The organism is Chelatococcus sambhunathii (assembly GCF_001418005.1).
Classification (GTDB): domain Bacteria; phylum Pseudomonadota; class Alphaproteobacteria; order Rhizobiales; family Beijerinckiaceae; genus Chelatococcus_A; species Chelatococcus_A sambhunathii.
This window is the reverse complement of the sequence record NZ_LIOL01000001.1, coordinates 556,653-578,340: the sequence shown is the minus strand read 5'-3', so window position 1 is coordinate 578,340 and position 21,688 is coordinate 556,653. Positions and strand designations below refer to the sequence as shown.

The following is a 21,688-nucleotide window of genomic DNA, read 5'->3' as shown; positions in this document are numbered from 1 at the left end:
CTCAACGCTCCCTGCCGGCTGCGAGCGCGGCGAGCGCCTTGAGCGCCATGGCGATGCCCTCGACGGCAAGAAGCACGGCAAAGGCGGGGATCAGGGTCTTGAGCAGGTAGACGAAGGGCAGGCCGCTCGTCTCGCGCGAGCCTTCGAGGATCGCCCAGGAGCGCGCGACATAGGGCAGGGCGACGTCGAAGGTCAGCAGCGCCAGCGGCACGACGAAAAGAAGCGCCCCGAAGAGGTCGACGAGCGCGCGCGAACGGGGGCCGAGCCGGCTGTAGACCACATCCACGCGCACGTGCCCGTCCCGCGCCAGCACGGCGCCCGAGGCCAGCATGAAGGTGGCGGCATGCAGGTAGATGACGCTCTCCTGCAGGGCGATGAAGCCGATGCCGAAGACGTAGCGCATGAGCACGACGGCGAATTCGACGACCACCATCAGGATGGCGCACCAGGACACGATGTTGCCGATGGCGAGGACCGGCATCTCGAGCGCGACGGCGAGGCGTGCGGGCAGTGGGCGTTCGGGCTGGGCGTTCGGCACGGGAACTCTCGTGCGGCAGGGGGCGGGACTTGAAGGCGAGGGACGTGCAGGCGAGGGACTAGGGGGGAAGCGGTCGCGGGTCAATCACCAACACGGGGGAAAGGCGGCGCGTGGGAAGGGGAGGCAGGACCGGAACGGGCTCGCTCCCCCGGCGAGCGGGCGCTATGATCGCCGCCGATCCTGCCCTTCGGTGCGAGGCGCCATGCACGAGCATTCCCACGGCCATCACCACGATGATCGCGACCACGATCACGAGGGCAGCGAGCTCTCGCCCATGGCGCTGCGCGTCAGGGCGCTGGAATCGATTTTGGTCGAGAAGGGCTATGTCGATCCCGCCGCGCTCGACGTGCTGATTGATACCTATGAGACGAAGATCGGCCCGCGCAACGGCGCGCGGGTGGTCGCCAAGGCCTGGGTGGACGAGGAGTACCGTGCCTTGCTGCGCACGGATGCGACGGCGGCGATCCATTCGCTCGGCTTCACCGGCCGCCAGGGCGAGCACATGGTCGCCGTCGAGAACACGGCGGAGGAGCACAACCTCGTCGTCTGCACGCTGTGCTCCTGCTATCCGTGGCCGGTGCTGGGCCTGCCGCCGGTCTGGTACAAGTCGGCGCCCTACCGCTCGCGCGCGGTCATCGACCCGCGCGGCGTGCTGGCCGATTTCGGCATCACCCTGCCCGCGGCGACGCGTATCCGCGTGTGGGATTCGACGGCCGAGACGCGCTATCTCGTCATCCCCATGCGCCCGGCCGGCACCGAGGGCTGGGACGAGGAGGCGCTGGCGCGGCTCGTGACACGCGATTCGATGATCGGAACGGGCCTGGCCCGCACACCCGAAGAGGGGCGGGCATGAACGGCGCGCAGGACCTCGGCGGTATGATGGGCTTCGGCCCGGTGGAGCCGGAGCCGGAGGACGTGCGCTTCCACGCTCCCTGGGAGAAGCGGGCGCTCGCCGTCACCCTCGCCGCCGGCGCGATGGGCGAATGGAACATCGATGCGAGCCGCCATGCGCGCGAGACGCTCCCCCCGGCCGATTATCTGTCGTCGAGCTATTACGAGATCTGGATCAAGGGGCTGGAGAAGCTGCTGCTCGCCCGCGGGCTGGTGACGGCGGAAGAGCTGGCGGCCGGCCGGGCGCTGGCGCCGGGCGATCCCGGCCAGCGCGTGCTGAAGGCCGCGGACGTGCCCACCGTGCTCGCGCGGGGCACGCAGTACGACCGGCCGGCTGAGGCGCCCGCCCGCTTCGCGGTGGGCGAGCGGGTGCGCACGAAGGTGATGCACCCTACCGGCCACACGCGCCTGCCGCGCTATGCCCGCGGCAAGGTCGGAATCATCGCGCGCGTCAACGGCGTCTTCGTCTTTCCCGACACCCACGCGCACGGGAAGGGTGAGTGCCCGCAATGGCTCTACACCGTTGCCTTCTCGGGGGCCGAACTGTGGGGCGCGGACGGCGATGCGACGCTCACCGTCTCGATCGACGCCTGGGAGAGCTATCTCGAAGGAGCGGCGGCATGAGCGCGGCGGATACACTGCTCGATGCCGTCTGCAGCATCACGCCAGTGGCGCGGGACGCGGACGGGCCCGTATTCCGCGAGCCTTGGGAGGCTGAGGCCTTCGCCATGGCGGTGGCGCTCAACGAGGCCGGGCTCTTCACCTGGAGCGAATGGGCCGAGGCGTTGTCGCAGGAGATCCGCCGCGCGCAGGCGGCGGGTGATCCCGACCTCGGCGACAGCTATTACCACCATTGGCTCGCGGCGCTGGAGAGGCTCGTCGCCGAGAAGGGCGTCGCCGCGCCCGAGGCGCTTGCCGAGCGCTGCGCCGCCTGGGACAGGGCCGCACGGGCGACGCCGCACGGACGGCCCATCCTGCTCGAAAACGATCCGCTGGCCCCGGCGTGAGGCCGTTCAGCTTGGCGCGGCGCCGGCCCACAGGCCTGCGAGGAGGGCAAGGCCGAGCACGAGGACGAAGGCTCCGGCAAGGACCTCGAGCCCCCCGACGATGCGCGCGCCCGTGAGGCCGCGCCCGCCTGCGAGCCGCAGCGCGAGTGCCTTGGCGAAGACGGCGAGGGCCGCGAGTGCCCCCGTCGTCAGGGCCGTGCCGAGCGCCATGGCGAGCGTCGCGGCGACGCCGGCGGCGAAGAGGCCTTGCGACAGGGCGAAGACGAGGACGATGAGCGCCCCCGAACAGGGGCGGATGCCGGCGGCGAGGGCGATGCCCGCCATCTCGCGCCAGTCGCGCATCCGGTCGAGCGCCTCCGGCGGGGGGATGTGCACGTGGCCGCAGTCGTCGTCGCAGGATGCGGCACCGGCCTGCGGCAGGCCGATGGCGACGAAGCGGCCGGCCTTGCACCACAGTACGGCGGCCCCCATCAGCGCGACCGCGGCGAAGCTGGCGAGTTCCACGAGGCGCGCGGTCTCGTTGATGGAGCGCGCGGTCGCGTTGAGCGCAAGGGCGAGCACGGCGATGAGCGCGATGGCGACCAGCGCCTGCACGAGGGCGGCGGCGAAGCTGAGGCCGACGCCGCGCTTCAGCGAGCGGCCGCTGGCCACGATATAGCCGGAGATGACGCCCTTGCCGTGGCCCGGACCGGCGGCATGGAAGACGCCATAGGCGAAGCCGATGGCGACGAGGCTCCAGAAGGCGGCGCCATCCTGTTTCATCGCCTGAACGGCGGCGGTGAGCTGGCGGTAGTACTGGCTCTGGACGGCGAGGATAAAGGCGCCGAAACCCGTCGGCTCCGGCGCGGCCTCGCGCAGCCCGGTGCCGAAGGGGTTGCGCGCCGGCGGCGCCGGTGTCGCGCTCCCCTGCAGGAGGTGGGCGATGAGCGCGAGCACGCCGGTGACCACCGCCACTGCGATGATTGCAACGACGAGCCGGCGCGCCACGAGACGCGGCCCTGCCGTCGCTCCTGCCAGACCGACGCTCGTCACGGGCAGGCCACGAGCACGCGGTTGGCGAAATCGGCCCCGAAGGTCGAGTTCGCGCTGAGGTTCTCGAAGAAACTCTCCGACAATTCCTGCATCTTGGCGGGGTCAGGCGTCTTCGGGCGGGTGACATTGGTCTTGCAGCCGCTCGGGCCGTCGGCGAGCCGCACGGCGTCATCGCCTTCCGCCATGGCGAAGGAGACGAAATAGGTCGGGTCGTAGACTTCGAGCGACAGCAGCTTGTCCGCACGCGCGGGCTTCGCTGTGGGCAGCGTGAAGGTGAGCGTCAGGGCGCCGTTGTCATAGGTGAGACCGTAGTCCCTGGGGTCGGCGAAGGCGACCTTGGCGCCGTTCGCCTTGGCGACTGTGAAGTAGCCGTACTCATTGAGGGATTCGACATTGACCTGGGCGAGCTCCTTGAGCTCGTCGGGCGAAATCTTGCCGTCGCCGTCTTTGTCGAGGCCCTGCACGGCGAAGGCCGAATAGGCCGCGTCGAACGTCCAGACGTGGCGCACGCCCATCATCTCCCCCTTGCCGTCGTAGAGCACCTCGCTGCGCGCCGTTACCCAGACATGCGGATGGGCGGCGGCGGGTGCGGCGGCGAGCGCCGTCATTAAGGCCGCTGTGATCGCGGCGGCAGGGCGTTTGATCATCGGGGTCATGTCGCCGTCATTTCATCCGAGCGAGCGCAACGCGTTCCGTCCAGCCTCGGCCGACAGGGTTAACCATTGCTTGCGATCTTGCACGCGGGTGCGGGAGCATCGCCTTCCGTTTCTAGCACATGTCGGTGCGAGTGGGGCGAAATGGAGGCGCCGGGGTCGGGAAGCACCTCCGCCTGGAACCATTCTCATCTCGTTGACGCAGATTCGAAATTATGTCAGCATTGCTGACATATCGAGATGGCAAGACCGGAAGCAATCCGGCGGCAAGCGCGTCCGAGAGGCGCCAGGAGGAGGATCGGCATGGGCCAGCCCGCCATTCCGCTTAGGGACGTGTCGCTCGACGACAAGTACGACCTCACGAAGAGCAACGTCTTCATCACCGGCACGCAGGCGATCGTACGCCTCATGCTGATGCAGCGGGAGCGTGACCGGCGGATGGGCCTCCATACCGCCGGTTTTGTTTCCGGCTACCGTGGCTCGCCACTCGGTGGCCTCGACCAGCAGTTCGAGCGCGCCAAGCGCTATCTCGATCCGGCGGGAATCGTCTTCCAGCCCGGCCTCAACGAGGATCTCGCCGCGACCGCCGTCTGGGGCACGCAGCAGGCCGAGATGCGCGGCGAGGGCAAATACGACGGCGTCTTCTCGCTGTGGTACGGCAAGGGCCCGGGCGTCGACCGCTCGGGCGACGTCTTCCGCCATGCCAACATGGCCGGCACGTCGAAGCATGGCGGCGTCGTCGCCATCATGGGCGACGACCACACGGCCGAATCCTCTACCGTGGCGCACCAGACGGAGTTCAACTTCGTCGACATGATGGTGCCGATCCTCAACCCGGCCGGCGTGCAGGAACTGATCGACTACGGCCTTTACGGTTACGCGCTCAGCCGCTTCGCCGGCACCTGGGTGGCCCTCAAGGGCATGAAGGACACGGTGGAATCGACCGCCGTTGTCGACGGCTCGCTGGATCGCCTAGACATCGTGCTGCCGGAAGACTTCGTCATGCCGCCGGGCGGGCTCAACATCCGGCCCTTCGACAACATCCTCCAGCAGGAGGAGCGGCTGCACGAGTTCAAGCGTGAGGCCGTGCTCGCCTTCGTGCGCGCCAACAGGCTCAACCGCATCATCACCTCGGGCGGTCGCACCCCGAAGATCGGCATCGTCACGGTGGGGAAGAGCTATCTCGACGTGCGCCAGGCGCTCGAGGACCTCGGCATCGACGAGGTCCGCGCCAACGACCTCGGCATCCGTCTCTACAAGATCGCCTGCCCGTGGCCGCTCGGCCGCGCCGACCTCATGGACTTCGCTCGCGGCCTCGACATGGTGATCGTGGTCGAGGAGAAGCGCTCGCTCATCGAGGTGCAGCTGCGCGAGGAGCTCTACGGCACGGCCGACCAGCCGATCTGCGTCGGCAAGAAGGATGAGGAGGGCAACTGGCTCTTCCCGGTCAAGGGTGCTCTCGACCCCAACGACATCGCCATCGCGGTCGGGGAGCGCGTGCTGCGCTACTACCCGAGCGAGGAGCTTGCGGCGCGTGTCAACCGCATCAAGGCGTTCCAGCGCGCCCTCAAGGAGGCACCGGAAATCGCCAACCGCCTGCCGCACTATTGCTCCGGCTGCCCGCACAACAGCTCGACGGTGGTGCCGGAGGGCATGCGCGCCTATGCCGGCATCGGTTGTCACTACATGGTGCAATGGATGGACCGACGCACCGACGGCTTCACCCAGATGGGCGGCGAGGGCGCCAACTGGATAGGCGAGGCGCCCTTCTCCACGCGCGGCCACGTCTTCCAGAACCTCGGCGACGGCACCTACAACCACTCAGGCATCCTCGCCCTGCGCTGGGCCATCGCGACGAAGACCAACATCACCTACAAGATCCTGTTCAACGACGCCGTCGCCATGACCGGCGGCCAGCACCACGAGGGCAGCCTCACGGTGGACATGATCGCCCGGCAGGTGCGCGCCGAAGGCGTCGAGCGCATCGCCCTCGTCTCGGACGAACCCCACAAATATCCGGCAACCATCGCGTGGCCGGCAGGCATCACCCTTCATCACCGCGACGACCTCGAGACGGTGCAGCGCGAGCTTGCCGCCATTCCCGGCGTCACGGTGCTGATCTACGACCAGACCTGCGCGGCCGAGAAGCGCCGTCGGCGCAAGAAGGGCGAGTTCCCGGATCCGGACAAGCGCGTCATCATCAACGAGCTCGTCTGCGAGGGCTGCGGCGACTGCGGGGTCAAGTCCAACTGCGTGTCCGTGCAGCCGCTGGAGACCGAGTTCGGCCGCAAGCGCCTCATCGATCAGTCGAACTGCAACAAGGACTTTTCCTGCGTCAACGGCTTCTGCCCCTCCTTCGTCACCGTGCATGGTGCGCAATTGAAGAAGCCGACACCGGCCAAGGTGAAGGAGAGCGCCGATGACTGGGGCATCCTGCCCGAGCCGGAGTTGCCGGGCTTCAACGGCCGGCCGTGGAACATCATCGTCACCGGCGTCGGTGGCACGGGCGTGGTCACGATCGGCGCCATCCTTGGCATGGCTGCGCATCTCGAAGGCAAGGCCTGCGGCATGATCGACATGGCGGGCCTTGCCCAGAAGGGCGGCGCCGTCTTCAGCCACGTCCGGCTGGCCGAGAAGCCCGAGGACATCCACGCCATCCGCGTATTCGCCGGCGAGGCGGACCTCATCCTCGGCTGCGACCTCGTCGTCACCGGTATGAAGAAGGTGCTCGCCGCCATCCGGCCCGACGGCACCTCCGTCGTTGTCAATACGGCCGAGGTGCATCCGGGCGAGTTCACGCGCAACGCCGATTACCGCCTGCCGAGCGAGCGCATCAAGCGGGCCATCGCGGCCGCTGCCGGAGAGGGCGTCGCCTTCGTCGACGCGACCGGCATCGCCAACGCCATCCTCGGCAATGCCATCGCCGCCAACATGTTCATGCTCGGCTTCGCCTACCAGCGTGGCAAGGTGCCAGTCTCGGCCGCGGCGCTGGAGAAGGCCATCGCGCTCAATGGCCAGGCGGTTGGACTCAACCAGGCGGCCTTCCTGTGGGGCCGGCGTGCGGCGCTTGAGCCGGCGCGCATCGAGCAACTCGTGGCGCCGACGCGCGAGGCGACGCCGGCTCGGCACATCTCGCAGACCCTCGACGAGATGGTGGAGCGGCGCGTCGACTTCCTCACCGCCTACCAGAACAGCGCCTATGCGGCGCGCTATGCGGCGCTCGTCGAGCGCGTGCGTGAGCGCGAGGCGGCGGTGAAGCCCGGCGCGACGGCGCTGGCGACGGCGGTGGCGCGCTATCTCTTCAAGCTCATGGCCTACAAGGACGAGTACGAGGTGGCGCGGCTCTACACCGACGGCAGCTTCGAGAAGCAGGTGAGGGCGACCTTCTCGGGCGAGAACCTGCGCTACGAGTTCCACCTCGCGCCGCCGATCCTCGGCCGCAAGGATGCCAGCGGCAATCCGAAGAAGACGAGCTTCGGCCCGCGGATGCTGCCCGTCTTCCGGATGCTGGCGAAGCTCAAGGTGCTGCGCGGCACGCCGCTCGACATCTTCGGCTATACCGCCGAGCGGCGCATGGAGCGGCAGCTGATCGAGGACTACGGGACGCTCGTCGCGGAGCTCACGCAAGGTCTGACGCAGGACAACCATGCGCTCGCGGTCGCGCTCGCCTCGATCCCCGAGAAGATCCGGGGCTTCGGCCACGTCAAGCTGCGCCATCTGGAGGCAGCGAAGAAGGAGGAGGCGCAACTCCTGGAGCGCTGGCGCGCCGGCGAGCCGCCGCTCGCCATGGCGGCGGAATAGGCCGGGCTCAACGGTGCAGGCCGAGCCCCTTGAGGGCGCGGTCGACGTCGTTGCGTGGCCCGTGCACGGCAAAGCCCGCAAGATCGAGCTCCGGGCTCGGCACGGCGGCGACGGCGGCGCGGTTCGTCGCGTCGTGGCCGGTTGCGAACAGTTGCTCGGTGAAGACGGCGAGGCCGAGGCCGCGTGACCAGGCCCGCTCGTAGGCAGCCTTGAGTTCCGCGCTGTCCGCGGCCGTCAGCACGACCACGGGCTGGCCGAACATCGACCAGTACTGCCGGCCCGAGCCGTCGCGATAGGGCTCCCCGATGGTGCCGGGCCGGCCGGTGGCGACGCCGCTCGCGAGGAAGGCGACCATGTTGAGCTTCTGCCAGACGGCGAGATCCTCGCGCACGGCAATGGCGATCTTGGTGTCGAACTTCATCTGATCCGGGCTCTCCTGCCTCTTTATCGATATGTCGCGTCCAGGATCGTTTCCGGTCGCGCCCCGCGTCTTGTACGCTGGTGCGGCGAGGAGGGATGGTCTTGCAACAGGCAACTGCCGACGACTGGTTCCGGACACGGCGCGATGACACGCGCGGGGCCGAGGCGCTGCAGGCCGGCCTCAGCCGGCACGCCTATGGCCGGCACGCGCATGCGACCTATGCCGTCGGCTTCACGGAGCGGGGATCGCAGAGCTTCTGGTGCCGCGGCGCCCGGCACCGGACGCAGCCGGGCTCCGTCATCCTGTTCAGCCCCTTCGACCTGCATGACGGCCATGCGACAACCGACGCGGGCGTCGTCTACCGCATGCTCTATCTCGCGCCGGAGCAATTGTCGGCCGCGCTCGCCGAACTCGGCCCCCGGCACGAGATCGGCTTCCGGGATGTGGTGGCGGAGGATCCGCCGCTCGCCGCCGCGCTTTTCGCCTATGCGCGCGAGCTCGACGCCGGGGATGATCCCTTCGCGGCGGGGGAGCGCTACCTCGGGCTCGCCGCCGCGCTCATGCGGCACGCCGGGCGGCGCGGCCGCGCGGAGGATGCAGGCCATGGAGCCATCGCCCGGCTCGCCGCGCGCATGCGGGAAGAGATGGCGGAGCGGCTGACGATCGAGGCGCTGGCCGAGGGAGAAGGGCTCGGGCGCTTCCAGCTCATCCGCGCCTTCCGGCGCCGCTTCGGCCTGCCGCCGAGCGAATATCTGCGCGCCATCCGCCTGGAGGCGGCGAAGGGTGCGCTCGCCCGTGGCGTCCCGCCCGCCGAAGCGGCGGCTGGCGCCGGCTTCACCGACCAGGCGCATCTGACCCGACTGTTCAAACGCGCCTACGGGTTGACCCCGGCGGCCTATGCGCGGCAGGCGGGTGTGCCGCGCCCGCCACGACGCACCTGACCCTAAGTCACTTGATCAGGGCGAGCGCTTCCTTGAAGCGCGGGTGCTCGCAATCCTGCAGCCATTCGAAAACGACCATCTCGCTCGTGACGATCTCGACGCCATGGCGGGCGAGCCGGTCGAGCGCGGCAGCCTTGCTCGCCGGCTGGCGCGAGCCGATGGCGTCAGCCACGACGACGGGGGCGAAGCCGTTCATTTTGAGGCCGAAGGCCGTCTGCATGACGCAGACATGCGCCTCCCAGCCGGCGATGAGCACCGTGTCGCGATCCTCGTCGAGGGCATCCTGCAGTTCGCTCTGGCGCGAGGCGTCGAAGGCCGTCTTGGCGATGACGAGCTCCGGCAGCTCACGGAGGGAGTCGATGGTTGGGCCGAGCCCTTGCGGATTCTGCTCGCTGGCGATGACGGGCACGCCGAAGAGCCGGGCGGCGAGCGCAAGGCGGCGCGCCGCGGCGACCGTCTCCATCGCGCCTGAAATGGCGGGTGCGAGGCGGCCCTGAAAGTCGACGAGGAGAAGGCAGGAGCGTTCGGCTTCGATGATCATCGCAGGATGGTCCCCCCAGATTCACCCGGTTCCAGCGCCAAGGTTCCATTCCCGACGGAGCGGGACAAGAGGTCGAAAGAAGAAGGACGAAAGGCTGATGCGCCGGGCGGCGCGCGATGCTTCGCTTGGCCGGCAAGCCTCTCTATAGTGTGCCGGCGACGCGGCCACGGACAGTGTCTTGATCACGACAGAGCATCTTCTCTCCATTGCGCGCTGGGCGCACGATCTTTCCCCCTCCGAGCGTGAGCGGGCGGCGAAGGGCATTGTCGAGCGCAGCTTCGCGCAGGGCGAGTACATCTGCCATCAGGGGGACCGCTTCGACTGCTGGTCCGGAGTCGTCAGCGGCCTCGTCAAGGTCAGCGCGGTATCGGACACCGGCAAGGCCGTCACCTTCACCGGCGTGCCGGCGGGCGGATGGTTCGGCGAAGGCACCCTGCTCAAGGACGAACAGCGCAAGTACGACCTCGTCGCCATCCGCGCGACGCGGCTTGCGATGATGAACCGGGCGACCTTCCTGTGGCTGTTCGACAACAGCGTCGCGTTCAACCGTTTCCTCGTCCATCAGCTCAACGAACGCCTGGGCCAGTTCATCGCCGTGCTCGGCTATGACCGCATGCTCGACGCGCAGGCGCGGCTCGCGCGGGGCCTCGCCTGGATGTTCAATCCGGTGCTCTACCCGAGCGTCGGCAGCTATCTCGACATCAGCCAGGAGGAGCTCGGGCTGCTCTCCGGCCTGTCGCGCCAGATGACCAACAAGTGCCTCCGGGCGCTCGAGGACGAGGGCCTCCTGAAGATCGAGCACAGCGGCGTGCGCATCGTCGACCTGCGCCGGCTCGCCCGCTACGGCGAATGAGCGCGGCCGCAGCGGTCGGAATGCGAATCACTGCACGACTGCTGCGGATCGTATCCAGGTGATATTCGCTTTTCCGCACGGATTGTGGCAGCGCCAATCGTTTCCCGCATGACGGCGGGCCAACAGGAAACGGGCAAAAAAGGTGGGAAAAACGGTCGGCACAAGCCGGCATCCCAGCCAACACGGGCCTGACTTGTCTGTCAAGCGGATGCTTGCGGAGACACGCCCCTCCGCGCACTATTCGAGCATCAACGAGAGCCGGCAAAATCCGGCCTGAAGGGAAACGCCATGGCCGATGCGGCCGAAGGGAGGAACGCGCCGTGACAGCGGTCGATTCCGTGCGGGCGGATACGTTCGCCAAGCTTCTGGCGCATAACGCGGCGGTGCGCGGCGACCGGCCAGCCTTCCGCCACAAGGACCTTGGCATCTGGCAAACGTGGACGTGGGCCGAGGTCTACGAGAACGTGCGCTGCCTCGCTGTGGGCCTCGAGAGGCTCGGCCTCAAGCACGGCGAGGCCATCGCCATCGTCGGCGCCAACCGGCCGAAGCTCTACTGGACCGTCATGGCGGCCCAGATGCTGGGCGCCGTGCCGGTGCCCGTCTATGCCGATGCTGTGGCGGACGAACTCGCCTATGTCCTCGCCCATGCCGAAGTGAAGTTCGCGGCGGTGCAGGACCAGGAGCAGGTCGACAAGATCCTCTCCGTCTCCGAGCGCCTGCCCCTGCTGCGGCACATGATCTACGACGAGCCGCGCGGCCTGCGCGACTACGACCACACGCGCCTCCACCCGATGGCTGAGGTCATCGCGGAGGGCGAGGAGGCGCTGAAGGATCCTGGCGTCGCGTCCTGGCTCGACGGTATCATGGCCGCCGGCAAGGGCTCGGACGTATCCATCATCCTGTACACCTCGGGCACGACCGGCCGTTCCAAGGGGGTGGTGCTGACGGCGGAGCGCTGCATCGCTGCGGCGCGCGACACGGTGACCTTCGACAAGCTGGACGAGAAGGACGAGGTGCTCGCCTACCTGCCGCTCGCCTGGGTCGGCGACCATTACCTCAACTATGCCCAGGGGCTCGTCGCCGGCTTCTGCATGGCCTGCCCGGAATCGGCCGAGACGGCGATGCAGGACCTCAAGGAGATCGGCCCGACCTTCTATTTCGCGCCGCCACGCGTCTTCGAGCAGATCCTGACGCGCGTCATGATCCGCATGGAGGACGCTGGCCGCCTGAAACGGCGCATGTTCCACTATTTCATCGGCGTCGCGAAGCGCTATGGCGAGAAGATCCTCAACGGCGAAAGGGTGCCGCTCGGCGGGCGGCTGCTCTACGGGCTCGGGCGGCTACTTGTCTACGAGCCGCTGAAGAATGTGCTCGGCTTCTCGCGCATCCGCGTCGCCTATACGGCAGGCGAGGCGATCGGGCCGGACCTCTTCTCCTTCTATCGCTCGCTCGGCCTCAACCTGAAGCAGCTCTACGGCCAGACGGAAGCCTTCCTCTACGTTACGGCCCAGCCCGATGGCGCCATCAAGCCGGACACGGTCGGTCCGCCGATGCCCAATGTCGAGATCCGTCTTTCCGAGAGCGGGGAGGTGCTGTTCCGCTCGCCGGGCATGTTCGTCGGCTATTTCAAGGATGACGAGAAGACCAAAGAGGTGCTGACCGAGGACGGCTTCATCAAGACGGGTGATGCCGGTTTCTTCGATCCTGCCGGCCATCTTAAGATCATCGACCGCGCCAAGGACGTCGGCAAGCTCAATGACGGCTCGCTTTTCCCTCCCAAATACATCGAGAACAAGCTGAAGTTCTTCCCCAACATCAAGGAGGCCGTCGCCTTCGGTCACGAGCGCGACTACGTTTCCTGCTTCATCAACATCGACCTTACCGCCGTCGGCAACTGGGCCGAGCGTAACAACGTGGTCTATGGCTCCTACCAGGAGCTCGCCGGTCATCCGCTCGTCTATGACATGATCGAAAAGAATGTCGACGAAGTGAATCGCTCCCTCGCCGCCGAGCCGATGATGGCGGGCGCGCAGATCCGCCGCTTCCTCATCCTGCACAAGGAGCTCGATGCGGACGATGGCGAGCTCACGCGCACCCAGAAGGTCAGGCGCGGCTTCATCGCCGAGCGCTATGCGCCGCTCATCACGGCGCTCTACGACGGTTCGGGCGAGGCCGACATCACGACCGAAGTGACCTTCGAGGACGGCCGCAAGGGCACGATTTCGGCGCGCGTCAAGATCCGGGACATGCGGATCTATCCCGCCGCGGTGAAGGAGAAGGCCGCATGAGGGCGCCTGACATGGATGCCGGTGTCACGGCCGGCGACGTCCTGCTCGCCGTCGAGAACGTTTCCCTTCGCTTCGGCGGGGTCAAGGCCATCACGGATGTCTCCTTCGATATCCGCAAGGGTGAGATCCGCGCCATCATCGGGCCGAACGGTGCGGGCAAGACGTCGATGCTCAACGTCATCAACGGCTTCTATCACCCGCAGGACGGGCGCATCACCTTCAAGGGCAGGACGCGCTCGAAGATGCGCCCCTATGTCGCGGCAAGCCAGGGCATCGCGCGGACCTTCCAGAACGTCGCGCTGTTCAAGGGCATGACGACGCTCGACAACATCATGGCCGGGCGCACGTTGAAGATGAGGCGCGGCTTCTTCTGGCAGATGCTGCGGCATGGGCCGGCGATGGCCGAAGAGATCGAGCACCGCAAGGTGGTGGAGGAGATCATCGACTTCCTCGAGATCGAAGCCATCCGCAAGGTGCCGGTGGGGCGCCTGCCCTACGGCCTGCAGAAGCGTGTCGAGCTCGGCCGGGCGCTCGCCATGGAGCCGGAGCTGCTGCTGCTCGACGAGCCGATGGCGGGCATGAACCTCGAGGAAAAGGAGGACATGTGCCGCTTCATCCTCGACGTCAACAGCCAGTTCGGAACCACCATCGCGCTCATCGAGCACGACATGGGCGTCGTCATGGACCTGTCGGACCGCGTCGTCGTGCTCGAATACGGCCGCAAGATCGCGGACGGCGTGCCCGACGAGGTCAAGAGCAACCAGGCCGTCATCGACGCCTATCTCGGCGTGCCGCACTGAGGGCGCATTGATGGACATCCTGTACAACATCTTCATCGACCCCTTCGTGCAGATGGGCTCGGCGCCCGACCTGTTCGTGCAGACCTTGTGGGAGGGGCTCGTCTCGGGCGTGCTCTATGCGCTGATCGCGCTCGGTTTCGTGCTCATCTTCAAGGCCTCGGGCGTTTTCAACTTCGCCCAGGGCATCATGGTGGTGTTCGCGGCGCTGACCCTCGTCGGGCTGTACGAGGCCGGCGTCCCGGCGATCCTGGCGCTCGTCCTGACCATCGGCGTGATGTTCGTGCTCGCCGTCGGCGTCGAGCGCATCGTGCTGCGCCCCCTCGTCAACCAGCCCGACATCATCCTCTTCATGGCGACCTTCGGGCTCACCTATTTCCTCATCGGCTTCGGCGAGCTCGTCTTTGGTGGCAATCCGAAGGTGATGATCACGGACGAACTCTACCTGCCGCGCGGCTCCGTCGAGTTCGAGATGCTCGGCGGCTTCGTCAGCCTGCAGAAGATCGACATCACGGCCGCGGTCATCGCCTCGATCATGGTGGCCTCGCTCGCTGTCTTCTTCCAGAAGACGCGCATCGGCCGCGCGCTCAGGGCGGTCGCCGACAGCCATAAGGCGGCCCTGTCGGTCGGCATCTCGCTCAACCAGATCTGGATCATCGTCTGGTTCACCGCCGGCATCGTGGCGCTCGCCACCGGCATCATGTGGGGCGCGCGCTCGGAAGTGTCCTTCGCGCTGCAGATCATCGCGCTGAAAGCCCTGCCGGTCCTGATCCTCGGCGGCTTCACCTCGGTGCCTGGCGCCATCGTTGGCGGGCTCATTATCGGTGTCGGCGAAAAGCTCGGCGAATTCTACTGGGGGCCTCTCGTCGGCAGCGGCATCGAGAGTTGGCTCGCCTATGTCATCGCTCTCGGCTTCCTGCTGTTCCGGCCGCAGGGCCTGTTCGGCGAGAAGATCATCGAGCGGATCTGAGGAGGCGGCATCCGATGTTCTACCGCGAAGCAGGCCAGTTCAAGACGAACTATGCCGCAGACATGGCGGTCTTCCCGATCCTGCAGGACAAGATCGGCATCGCTCTCATTCTCACGCTCGCTCTCGTGGTCATCCCGCTCGCGGGCAACGCCTTCTTTCTGTCGGTGGTGATGATCCCGTTCCTCATCTTTGCGCTGGCGTCGATCGGGCTCAACCTCCTGACCGGCTACACCGGGCTCCTGTCGCTGGGCACGGCTGGATTCATGGGCGTGGGGGCGTTCGCCTGCTACAAGCTGACGACGATCTTCCCCGGCGTGAACATCATCGTCTGGATCCTCACCTCGGGCCTGTTCGCCGCGGCCGTCGGCGTGTTCTTCGGCCTGCCGTCGCTGCGCATCAAGGGCTTCTACCTCGCGGTGGCGACGCTTGCCGCGCAGTTCTTCCTGCAATGGTGCTTCATCCGTATCCCGTGGCTCTACAACTACAACGTCTCGGGCGCGATCGAGGTGCCGACGCGGACCCTGTTCGGCATCGCCGTGACGGGCCCCAACGCCTCGCCCGAGATGCGTTACTACGTCGTCCTCGGCGTCGTCATTCTGCTGACGTGGGTCGCCTCCAATCTCGTCCACGGTCGCATCGGCCGCTCGTGGATGGCGGTGCGCGACATGGACATCGCTGCCGAGTTGATGGGCATCAAGCTCTTGCCGACGAAGCTGCTCGCCTTCGCCGTCTCGTCCTTCTACTGCGGCGTCGCCGGCGCGCTGATGGTGTTCCTCTGGTACGGCGGCGCCGAGCCCGAGGTCTTTTCCATCAACCAGTCCTTCCTCATCCTCTTCATGGTGATCATCGGCGGGCTCGGCAGCCTCACCGGTTCCTTCTTCGGCGCAGCGCTCATCTACATCCTGCCCATCGTTCTGCGCGGGGCGCCTTCGCTCGTCGGCCTCGACATCGGGGCCGCCACGGTCGAGCACCTGACGTTCATGATCGTCGGCGCGCTCATCATCTTCTTCCTGATTGTCGAGCCGCACGGACTGGCGCGGCTGTGGCAGACGGGCAAACAGAAGCTCAGGGTCTGGCCCTTCCCCTACTAGCGCGAAGGGCTGGGAACGAGCCGTACAACGGACGGGCGCCGCGACGCAGGGCGCTTCAACGGGAGGAAACGAAACATGGTGCGCAAGCTTTCCACCATCCTGGCGACTGCGGTCGTGGCATCGGCGGCCTTCGCCGTGCCGGCCAAGGCGCAGGATTCGGTCTATGTGCCGCTGTTCACCTACCGCACCGGCCCCTTCTCGGGGTCGGGCATCCCGATCGCCAACGGCATGCGCGACTATCTCACCATGCTCAACGAGCGTGATGGGGGCATTGGCGGCGCCAAGCTCATCCTCGAGGAGTGCGAGACGGGCTACGACACCAAGAAGGGCGTCGAGTGCTACGAGGCGGTGAAAGGCAAGAAGCCGGTGATGGTCAACCCGTGGTCGACCGGTATCACCCTGCCGCTCATCCCGCGCGCGGCGGTCGACAAGATCCCGATCCTGTCCATGGCCTACGGACTCTCGGCCTCGGCGGACGGCGACACCTTCCCCTGGATCTTCAACCCGCCGAACACCTACTGGGATGGTCTGTCGATGATCATCAAGTACATCGGCGAGCAGGAGGGCGGCCTCGACAAGCTCAAGGGCAAGAAGATCGGCTACATCTATCTCGACGCGGGCTTCGGCCGCGAGCCACTGCCGCTCTTCGACCAGCTGTCGCGCGACCTCGGCTTCGAGCTCAAGCTCTATCCGGTGCCGGCCGACAGCATGCAGAACCAGTCCTCGCAGTGGCTGAGCGTGCGACGCGATCGGCCCGACTACATGGTGATGTATGGCTGGGGTGCCCTCAACCCGACTGCCGTCAAGGAAGCGGCCAAGATCAACTTCCCCATGGAGAAGTTCATCTCCATCTGGTGGCCGGGCGACGACGACCTGCGCTCGGCCGGCGCCGGCGGAAAGGGCTTCAAGACCCTTAACTGGCACGCTGTGGGCACCGACTTTCCGGCCCTGCAGGACATCCAGAAGCTGGTCGTCGACAAGGGCCTCAGCCAGGCACAGAAGAACAGCGTGGGCGAGGTGCTCTACAACCGCGGCGTCTACAACTCGATGCTGATCGCCGAGGGCATCCGCAACGCACAGAAGATCACCGGTAAGACGGCGGTGACGGGTGAGGATGTGCGCCGCGGCCTCGAGACGCTCGACCTTAACGAGGCCCGTCTGAAGGAACTCGGACTCGAGGGCTTCGCCGGCCCGATCAAGCTCACCTGCGCGGACCACAACGGCCATCGCCCGGCCTTTATGCAGCAGTGGGACGGCCAGAAGTGGGTAAAGATCTCCGAGCCCATCGAGCCGATGGCCGACCGCGTCAAGCCGCTGCTCGAGGCCGCCGCAAAGGACTATGCCGAGAAGAGCACGGGCTGGCCGAAGCGCACGGAGCCCTGCGACAAGCAGTCCTGAGCGAACGTCCGCAGTCTCATCCCTTCCCCCATGGGGGAGGGCAGGGGGCAGGACGGAACGTGATCTTCACCGTCCGCCCCCAACCGCTCCCGGAAGTCCAGGGGCAACGAGGGAACCAGTATGAGCACCGCAGCCGCGCCCGCCGCCGAGGCGGCGACAGAGACGATCCTCTCGGTGAACAACATCGAAGTGATCTACGATCACGTCATCCTGGTGCTGAAGGGCGTGTCGCTCACCGTGCCGCGCGGCGGCATCGTCGCGCTGCTCGGCGCGAACGGCGCCGGCAAGACGACGACGCTGAAGGCCGTGTCCAACCTGTTGCGGGCGGAGCGCGGCGAGGTGACGAAGGGCTCGATCGAGTTCGACGGTGAGCGCGTCGACCGGATGACGCCGAACGAACTGGTGCGGCGCGGCTGCATCCAGGTGATGGAGGGGCGCCACTGCTTCGGCCACCTCACCATCGAGGAGAACCTCCTGACCGGCGCCTTCACGCGGCGCGACGGGACGGCCGCCATCCGGCGCGACATGGAGATGGTCTACGACTATTTCCCGCGCCTCAGGCAGCGCAGGAGCTCGATGTCGGGCTACACCTCCGGCGGCGAGCAGCAGATGTGCGCCATCGGCCGCGCCCTCATGTCCCGGCCGAAGATGATCCTCCTCGACGAGCCGTCGATGGGCCTCGCGCCGCAGGTGGTGGAGGAGATCTTCGAGATCGTGAAGGACCTCAACGCCAAGGAGGGCGTGTCCTTCCTGCTCGCCGAGCAGAACACCAACATCGCCCTGCGCTATGCCACCTACGGCTATATTATGGAGACGGGGCGCATCGTGATGGATGGCGACGCCGCCTCGCTGCGCGAGAACGAGGACGTCAAGGAGTTCTACCTCGGCATCGGCGAGGGCGAGCGCAAGTCCTTCCGCGAGGTGAAGAGCTACAAGCGCCGCAAGCGCTGGCTGATGTAGGAGCGAAGGATGGACGTGGTCGACACGGGGCGGATGGCGGCTTTCGCGCTGATCGCGCTCGGCATGGTGCTGACGCCGGGGCCGAACATGATCTATCTCGTGTCGCGCTCGATCACGCAGGGCTGGCGCGCCGGCGCCGTCTCGCTCGTCGGGGTGGCGGCGGGCTTCGTCTTCTACATGGTTGCGGCGGCCGTGGGGCTGACGGCGCTCGCGCTCGCGGTGCCCTTCCTCTACGAGGCCATCAAGTGGGCGGGGGCCGCCTATCTCCTCTATCTCGCCTGGCAGGCGGTGAAGCCCGGCGGCGCGACGCCCTTCGAGGCGCGGAACCTCGCGCCCGACAGGCCGGTCCGCCTCTTCGCCATGGGCTTCCTGACGAACCTGCTCAACCCGAAGATCGCGGTGCTCTACCTGTCGCTGCTGCCGCAGTTCGTCGATCCCGGAAAAGGCGACGTGCTGCTGCAGAACATTCTCCTCGGCTCGATCCAGATCGGCGTGAGCGTCAGCGTCAACATGCTCATCGTCGTATTCGCCGGCGCCATCGCCGCCTTCCTTGCCCGCCGGCCGCTGTGGCTCAGGGTGCAGCGCTACCTGATGGGACTGGTGCTCGCCGGGCTCGCCGTGCGGCTTGCGACCGACCGTCGCTGAGAGGACCGATGAAGGAATTCTACGACCATCGCGAAACGCGCGACCCCGCCGCGCGGGAGGCGGAGCTTCTCGCCCATCTGCCGACGCTCGTCGCCAAGGCGATGCAGGCGCCCGGCTGGGCCCAGCATCTGTCCGGCATCCAGCCGCTCGACATCACGAGCCGCGAGGCGCTGGCGAGCCTGCCGGTGCTGCGCAAGTCCGACCTGCCGGCCCTGCAGAGCGCGGCGCCGCCCTTCGGCGGCTATATCGGCGACGCTCCCGGCAGCTTCAGCCGGCTCTTCGCCTCGCCCGGGCCGATCTTCGAGCCGGAAGGGGCGCAGGCCGACCCGTGGCGCTCGGCGCGCGCGCTCCATGCCGCGGGCTTCCGCGGCGGCGACGTGGTGCTCAACACCTTCTCCTATCATCTGACGCCGGGCGGCTTCATCCTCGATTCCGGCGCGCGCGCGCTCGGCTGCGCCGTCATCCCGGCCGGGCCTGGCAATACCGAGCAGCAATTGCAGGTCATCGCCGCGTACCGCCCCACCGGCTACACCGGCACGCCGGATTTCCTGAAGATCCTGCTCGAGGCGGCCGATGCGGCGGGGCTCGACACCTCCTCCTTCCGTCGGGCGGTGGTGTCGGGGGCGGCCTTCCCGCCGTCGCTGCAGAGGGCTTTCGCCGAGCGCGGCATCGACGGCTACCAGCTCTATGCGGTCGCGGAGTGCGGCGCCATCGCCTACGAGACGCCGGCCCGCGAGGGCCTCGTCGTCAACGAGGACCTCATCGTCGAGATCGTGCGGCCGGGCACCGGCGACACGGTGGCGGAAGGGGAGGTGGGCGAGGTGGTCGTCACTTCGCTCGACCCGCACCATCCGATCCTGCGCCTCGCCCTCGGCGACCTGTCCGCGATCATGCCCGGGACGAGCCCCTGCGGGCGCACCAACCTGCGCATCAGGGGGTGGCTGGGGCGCGCCGACCAGACGACGAAGGTCAAGGGCATGTTCGTGCGGCCCGAGCAGGTGGCCGAGATCGGCCGCCGCCATCCGGAGCTCGGCAAGCTGCGCCTCGTCGTCACGCGCGAGGACGAGATGGACGTCATGACGCTGCAGGCCGAGACGGCCAATGCCGATCTCGTCGACGCGGCGGCCGTGGGCGAGACCCTGCAGGCGGTCGCCAAGCTGAAGGGTGGCGTCTCGCTCGTCTCGCCCGGCGCCCTGCCCAACGACGGCAAGGTGATCGCCGACGAACGCAAGTACGATTGAGGGGTGACGGGCGGTCGGCAGCAGGCGATGCCGTCGCCCGACGGCTTCTACTGCATCAAGATGCGGCCTTCGGGTTTGATGTCGATCGTGCCGAGCTTGCGAGCGTAGACCATCACGTCGTTCGCCATCAGCTTGCCGGCGACGTCGAGATCACCGCCCTTGACGCCACTCGCCAGCATCGAATAGCCGTCGCCACCCTTCAACAGGAAGTCGTTGGTGGCGACGGTGTAGATCTTGTCGTCCTCGATGGGCGCATCGCCGATCGTCACCGCGACGACGCGGCTGCCCGCAGGGCGCCTGGGGTCAACCGTCACGGTCAGCCCCGACACCTGGGGAAAGCGGCCGGCGCGCTGCTCTATCTGGGAGAAGCCGTTCTCGAGCGCCTCCTTCACCTGCCTGCCGGTGAGACTGGTGACGACGGTGCGGTTGCCGAAGGGCATTTCGGTCAGGATATCGCGGCGCGTCAGTTTGTGGCCGGCCGGATATTGCTTGTTGCCGCGGATGCCGCCGCCGTTCGTGATGGCAATGGCAGCGCCTGTTGCCTCGCGCATGGCATCCGCGATGAGATCGCCGATGGCGGTCTCCTGCGAGCGCACGCTTGCCGTGCGGCTGTCGAGCGGGGCGGCGAGCGTGGCGACGGCAATGTCGAGCTCTTTCGACAATTCCGCCTCGTAGCGCGTAACGACCGCGAGCACCTCCGGATCAGGGTCGACAGCGCGGGAATCGTTGACGCGGAAGGTCTGCGTCCACGTCACCTTGCGGGCGCTGCCGTCGCCGCTCACGGAGGCGGTGAAGTCGATGGCCGTGACGTAATTGCCTTCCTCGTTCGATTCCACCATCACCGTCTTGCCGTCGAAGCCGATGGCAAGATCGTGGTCGTGGCCGGTGAGCAGCACGTCGACGAGGCGCGAGCGCACGATCTCATAGTCCGTCGCCCGGTCCGTATGCGTCACGGCGACGACGAGGTCGGCGCCGTCGTCGCGCAGCTTCTTCGCCTGCCTGCTCAGTGTGTCCATCACCGGCAGGAAGGCGAGGTCGCCTGGATCCGACATCTGCGGCACGTTCTCGAGGATGAGGCCGACGACGCCCACCTTGATGCCGCCGAGTTCGAAGACGGCGCTGTCCTGGTGGCCGGGCAGGGGATTGCCGGCGGCATCGCGCATGTTGGCCGCGAAGAAGGGGAACTCGGCCTCGCGCTGGCGGGCGAAATAATCCTCCTTGCCGAAGTCGAACTCGTGGTTGCCCGGCACGAAGACGTCCGGCTTGATCATGTTGGTCAGGGCCACGATGTGGGCGCCGTGGTCGAAGCCCGACATCAGCGAGGGCGAGAAGCAGTCGCCGGCGTGGCAGAAGAGCATGGGCACGCCGCGCGCCCGCTCGGCCTTGACGATGGCGGCCAGACGCGGGAAGCCGCCGCGTCCCTTGTCCTCGTTCATCTTGTAGATGTCGTTGACGAGCAGCAGCGTGAAGCTCGCCGGCGGCGGTGCGGCTTCGGCGCCGGTGGTCAGCGTGGCGGCGGCGAGGCCGGCGGTCACGCCGAGGCGCAGGGTCTGGCGACGGGAGATGGGGCTCATTGGGGGGCTCCGACCGATGGCACCTTGCGACGAAGATGGCGCGGGA

Annotated in this window: 20 protein-coding genes; 14 read left to right on the top strand and 6 right to left on the bottom strand. The window is 67.3% G+C overall.

Annotated features, from left to right (window positions below; genetic code table 11):
• Position 1: 1 nt before the first annotated feature.
• Positions 2–538: a TRAP transporter small permease subunit gene (locus tag ASC46_RS02705; RefSeq protein WP_082464668.1), complete on the bottom strand. Its 537-nt coding sequence runs from the start codon at positions 536–538 to the stop codon at positions 2–4.
• A 202-nt stretch (positions 539–740) separates the two neighbouring features.
• Between ASC46_RS02705 and nthA the strand changes: the two genes are divergently transcribed.
• The 3 genes from nthA to ASC46_RS02690 are packed head-to-tail and all read left to right on the top strand — an operon-like array spanning position 741 to position 2,436.
• Positions 741–1,391 (top strand): nitrile hydratase subunit alpha, encoded by a 651-nt coding sequence (nthA, locus tag ASC46_RS02700; protein ID WP_055457722.1) that lies wholly within the window; start codon positions 741–743, stop codon positions 1,389–1,391.
• A complete protein-coding gene (nthB, locus tag ASC46_RS02695; protein ID WP_055457721.1) occupies positions 1,388–2,053 on the top strand; it encodes a nitrile hydratase subunit beta in 666 nt (221 codons plus the stop codon). Before nthA ends, nthB begins: the two co-directional genes overlap by 4 nt.
• Positions 2,050–2,436, top strand: a complete 387-nt coding sequence (locus ASC46_RS02690) for a nitrile hydratase accessory protein (RefSeq protein ID WP_055457720.1) — start codon at positions 2,050–2,052, stop codon at positions 2,434–2,436. The genes nthB and ASC46_RS02690 overlap by 4 nt, the downstream gene beginning before the upstream one ends.
• Before the next feature lie 6 nt (positions 2,437–2,442).
• On the opposite strand, the gene ASC46_RS02685 is transcribed toward ASC46_RS02690, so the two are convergent.
• Together ASC46_RS02685 and ASC46_RS02680 are read right to left on the bottom strand one after the other, a co-directional pair.
• Entirely contained in the window at positions 2,443–3,468 is a 1,026-nt protein-coding gene (locus tag ASC46_RS02685; protein WP_055457719.1) for a nickel/cobalt transporter, read from the bottom strand.
• On the bottom strand, positions 3,465–4,124 hold the full coding sequence (locus tag ASC46_RS02680) for a DUF1007 family protein (RefSeq protein WP_055457718.1): 660 nt from the start codon (positions 4,122–4,124) through the stop codon (positions 3,465–3,467). The genes ASC46_RS02685 and ASC46_RS02680 overlap by 4 nt, the downstream gene beginning before the upstream one ends.
• Before the next feature lie 300 nt (positions 4,125–4,424).
• Here ASC46_RS02680 and ASC46_RS02675 point away from each other — a divergent pair, with 300 nt between their 5' ends.
• Positions 4,425–7,922: an indolepyruvate ferredoxin oxidoreductase family protein gene (locus ASC46_RS02675; RefSeq protein ID WP_055457717.1), complete on the top strand. Its 3,498-nt coding sequence runs from the start codon at positions 4,425–4,427 to the stop codon at positions 7,920–7,922.
• 7 nt (positions 7,923–7,929) lie between these two features.
• Here the strand turns inward: ASC46_RS02675 and ASC46_RS02670 are convergent, their stop codons facing one another.
• A complete protein-coding gene (locus ASC46_RS02670; RefSeq protein WP_055457716.1) occupies positions 7,930–8,343 on the bottom strand; it encodes a DUF2000 domain-containing protein in 414 nt (137 codons plus the stop codon).
• Between the two features lie 101 nt (positions 8,344–8,444).
• On the opposite strand from ASC46_RS02670, the gene ASC46_RS02665 reads away from it, so the two are divergent.
• Entirely contained in the window at positions 8,445–9,284 is an 840-nt protein-coding gene (locus ASC46_RS02665) for an AraC family transcriptional regulator (protein ID WP_169790077.1), read from the top strand.
• A gap of 7 nt (positions 9,285–9,291) precedes the next feature.
• On the opposite strand, the gene ASC46_RS02660 is transcribed toward ASC46_RS02665, so the two are convergent.
• Positions 9,292–9,825: an isochorismatase family protein gene (locus ASC46_RS02660; RefSeq protein WP_055457714.1), complete on the bottom strand. Its 534-nt coding sequence runs from the start codon at positions 9,823–9,825 to the stop codon at positions 9,292–9,294.
• 178 nt (positions 9,826–10,003) lie between these two features.
• Here ASC46_RS02660 and ASC46_RS02655 point away from each other — a divergent pair, with 178 nt between their 5' ends.
• The 9 genes from ASC46_RS02655 (at position 10,004) to ASC46_RS02615 (ending at position 20,068) form a co-directional block, all read left to right on the top strand.
• The gene (locus ASC46_RS02655; RefSeq protein ID WP_055457713.1) at positions 10,004–10,678 is read left to right on the top strand and encodes a Crp/Fnr family transcriptional regulator; all 675 of its coding nucleotides are present in this window, start codon (positions 10,004–10,006) and stop codon (positions 10,676–10,678) included.
• A gap of 320 nt (positions 10,679–10,998) precedes the next feature.
• Complete coding sequence (locus tag ASC46_RS02650; RefSeq protein WP_082464667.1) at positions 10,999–12,966, top strand: AMP-binding protein; 1,968 nt, start codon at positions 10,999–11,001, stop codon at positions 12,964–12,966.
• Positions 12,963–13,766 carry an ABC transporter ATP-binding protein gene (locus ASC46_RS02645; RefSeq protein WP_019404289.1) on the top strand — a complete coding sequence of 268 codons (804 nt, stop codon included), beginning with the start codon at positions 12,963–12,965 and terminating at the stop codon, positions 13,764–13,766. The genes ASC46_RS02650 and ASC46_RS02645 overlap by 4 nt, the downstream gene beginning before the upstream one ends.
• 10 nt (positions 13,767–13,776) lie before the next feature.
• Positions 13,777–14,733 carry a branched-chain amino acid ABC transporter permease gene (locus ASC46_RS02640; protein ID WP_186437989.1) on the top strand — a complete coding sequence of 319 codons (957 nt, stop codon included), beginning with the start codon at positions 13,777–13,779 and terminating at the stop codon, positions 14,731–14,733.
• A 14-nt stretch (positions 14,734–14,747) separates the two neighbouring features.
• Positions 14,748–15,824 carry a branched-chain amino acid ABC transporter permease gene (locus tag ASC46_RS02635; protein ID WP_055457712.1) on the top strand — a complete coding sequence of 359 codons (1,077 nt, stop codon included), beginning with the start codon at positions 14,748–14,750 and terminating at the stop codon, positions 15,822–15,824.
• 75 nt (positions 15,825–15,899) lie between these two features.
• On the top strand, positions 15,900–17,222 hold the full coding sequence (locus ASC46_RS02630) for an ABC transporter substrate-binding protein (RefSeq protein ID WP_055457711.1): 1,323 nt from the start codon (positions 15,900–15,902) through the stop codon (positions 17,220–17,222).
• A 120-nt stretch (positions 17,223–17,342) separates the two neighbouring features.
• Positions 17,343–18,182 (top strand): ABC transporter ATP-binding protein, encoded by an 840-nt coding sequence (locus ASC46_RS02625; protein WP_055457710.1) that lies wholly within the window; start codon positions 17,343–17,345, stop codon positions 18,180–18,182.
• Positions 18,183–18,197: 15 nt separating this feature from the next.
• Positions 18,198–18,827 carry a LysE family translocator gene (locus ASC46_RS02620; protein ID WP_026015497.1) on the top strand — a complete coding sequence of 210 codons (630 nt, stop codon included), beginning with the start codon at positions 18,198–18,200 and terminating at the stop codon, positions 18,825–18,827.
• Positions 18,828–18,835: 8 nt separating this feature from the next.
• Entirely contained in the window at positions 18,836–20,068 is a 1,233-nt protein-coding gene (locus tag ASC46_RS02615; protein ID WP_055457709.1) for a phenylacetate--CoA ligase family protein, read from the top strand.
• A 47-nt stretch (positions 20,069–20,115) separates the two neighbouring features.
• Here ASC46_RS02615 and ASC46_RS02610 read toward each other — a convergent pair whose 3' ends face one another.
• Positions 20,116–21,642, bottom strand: a complete 1,527-nt coding sequence (locus ASC46_RS02610) for a bifunctional metallophosphatase/5'-nucleotidase (RefSeq protein WP_055457708.1) — start codon at positions 21,640–21,642, stop codon at positions 20,116–20,118.
• Positions 21,643–21,688 lie beyond the last annotated feature (46 nt).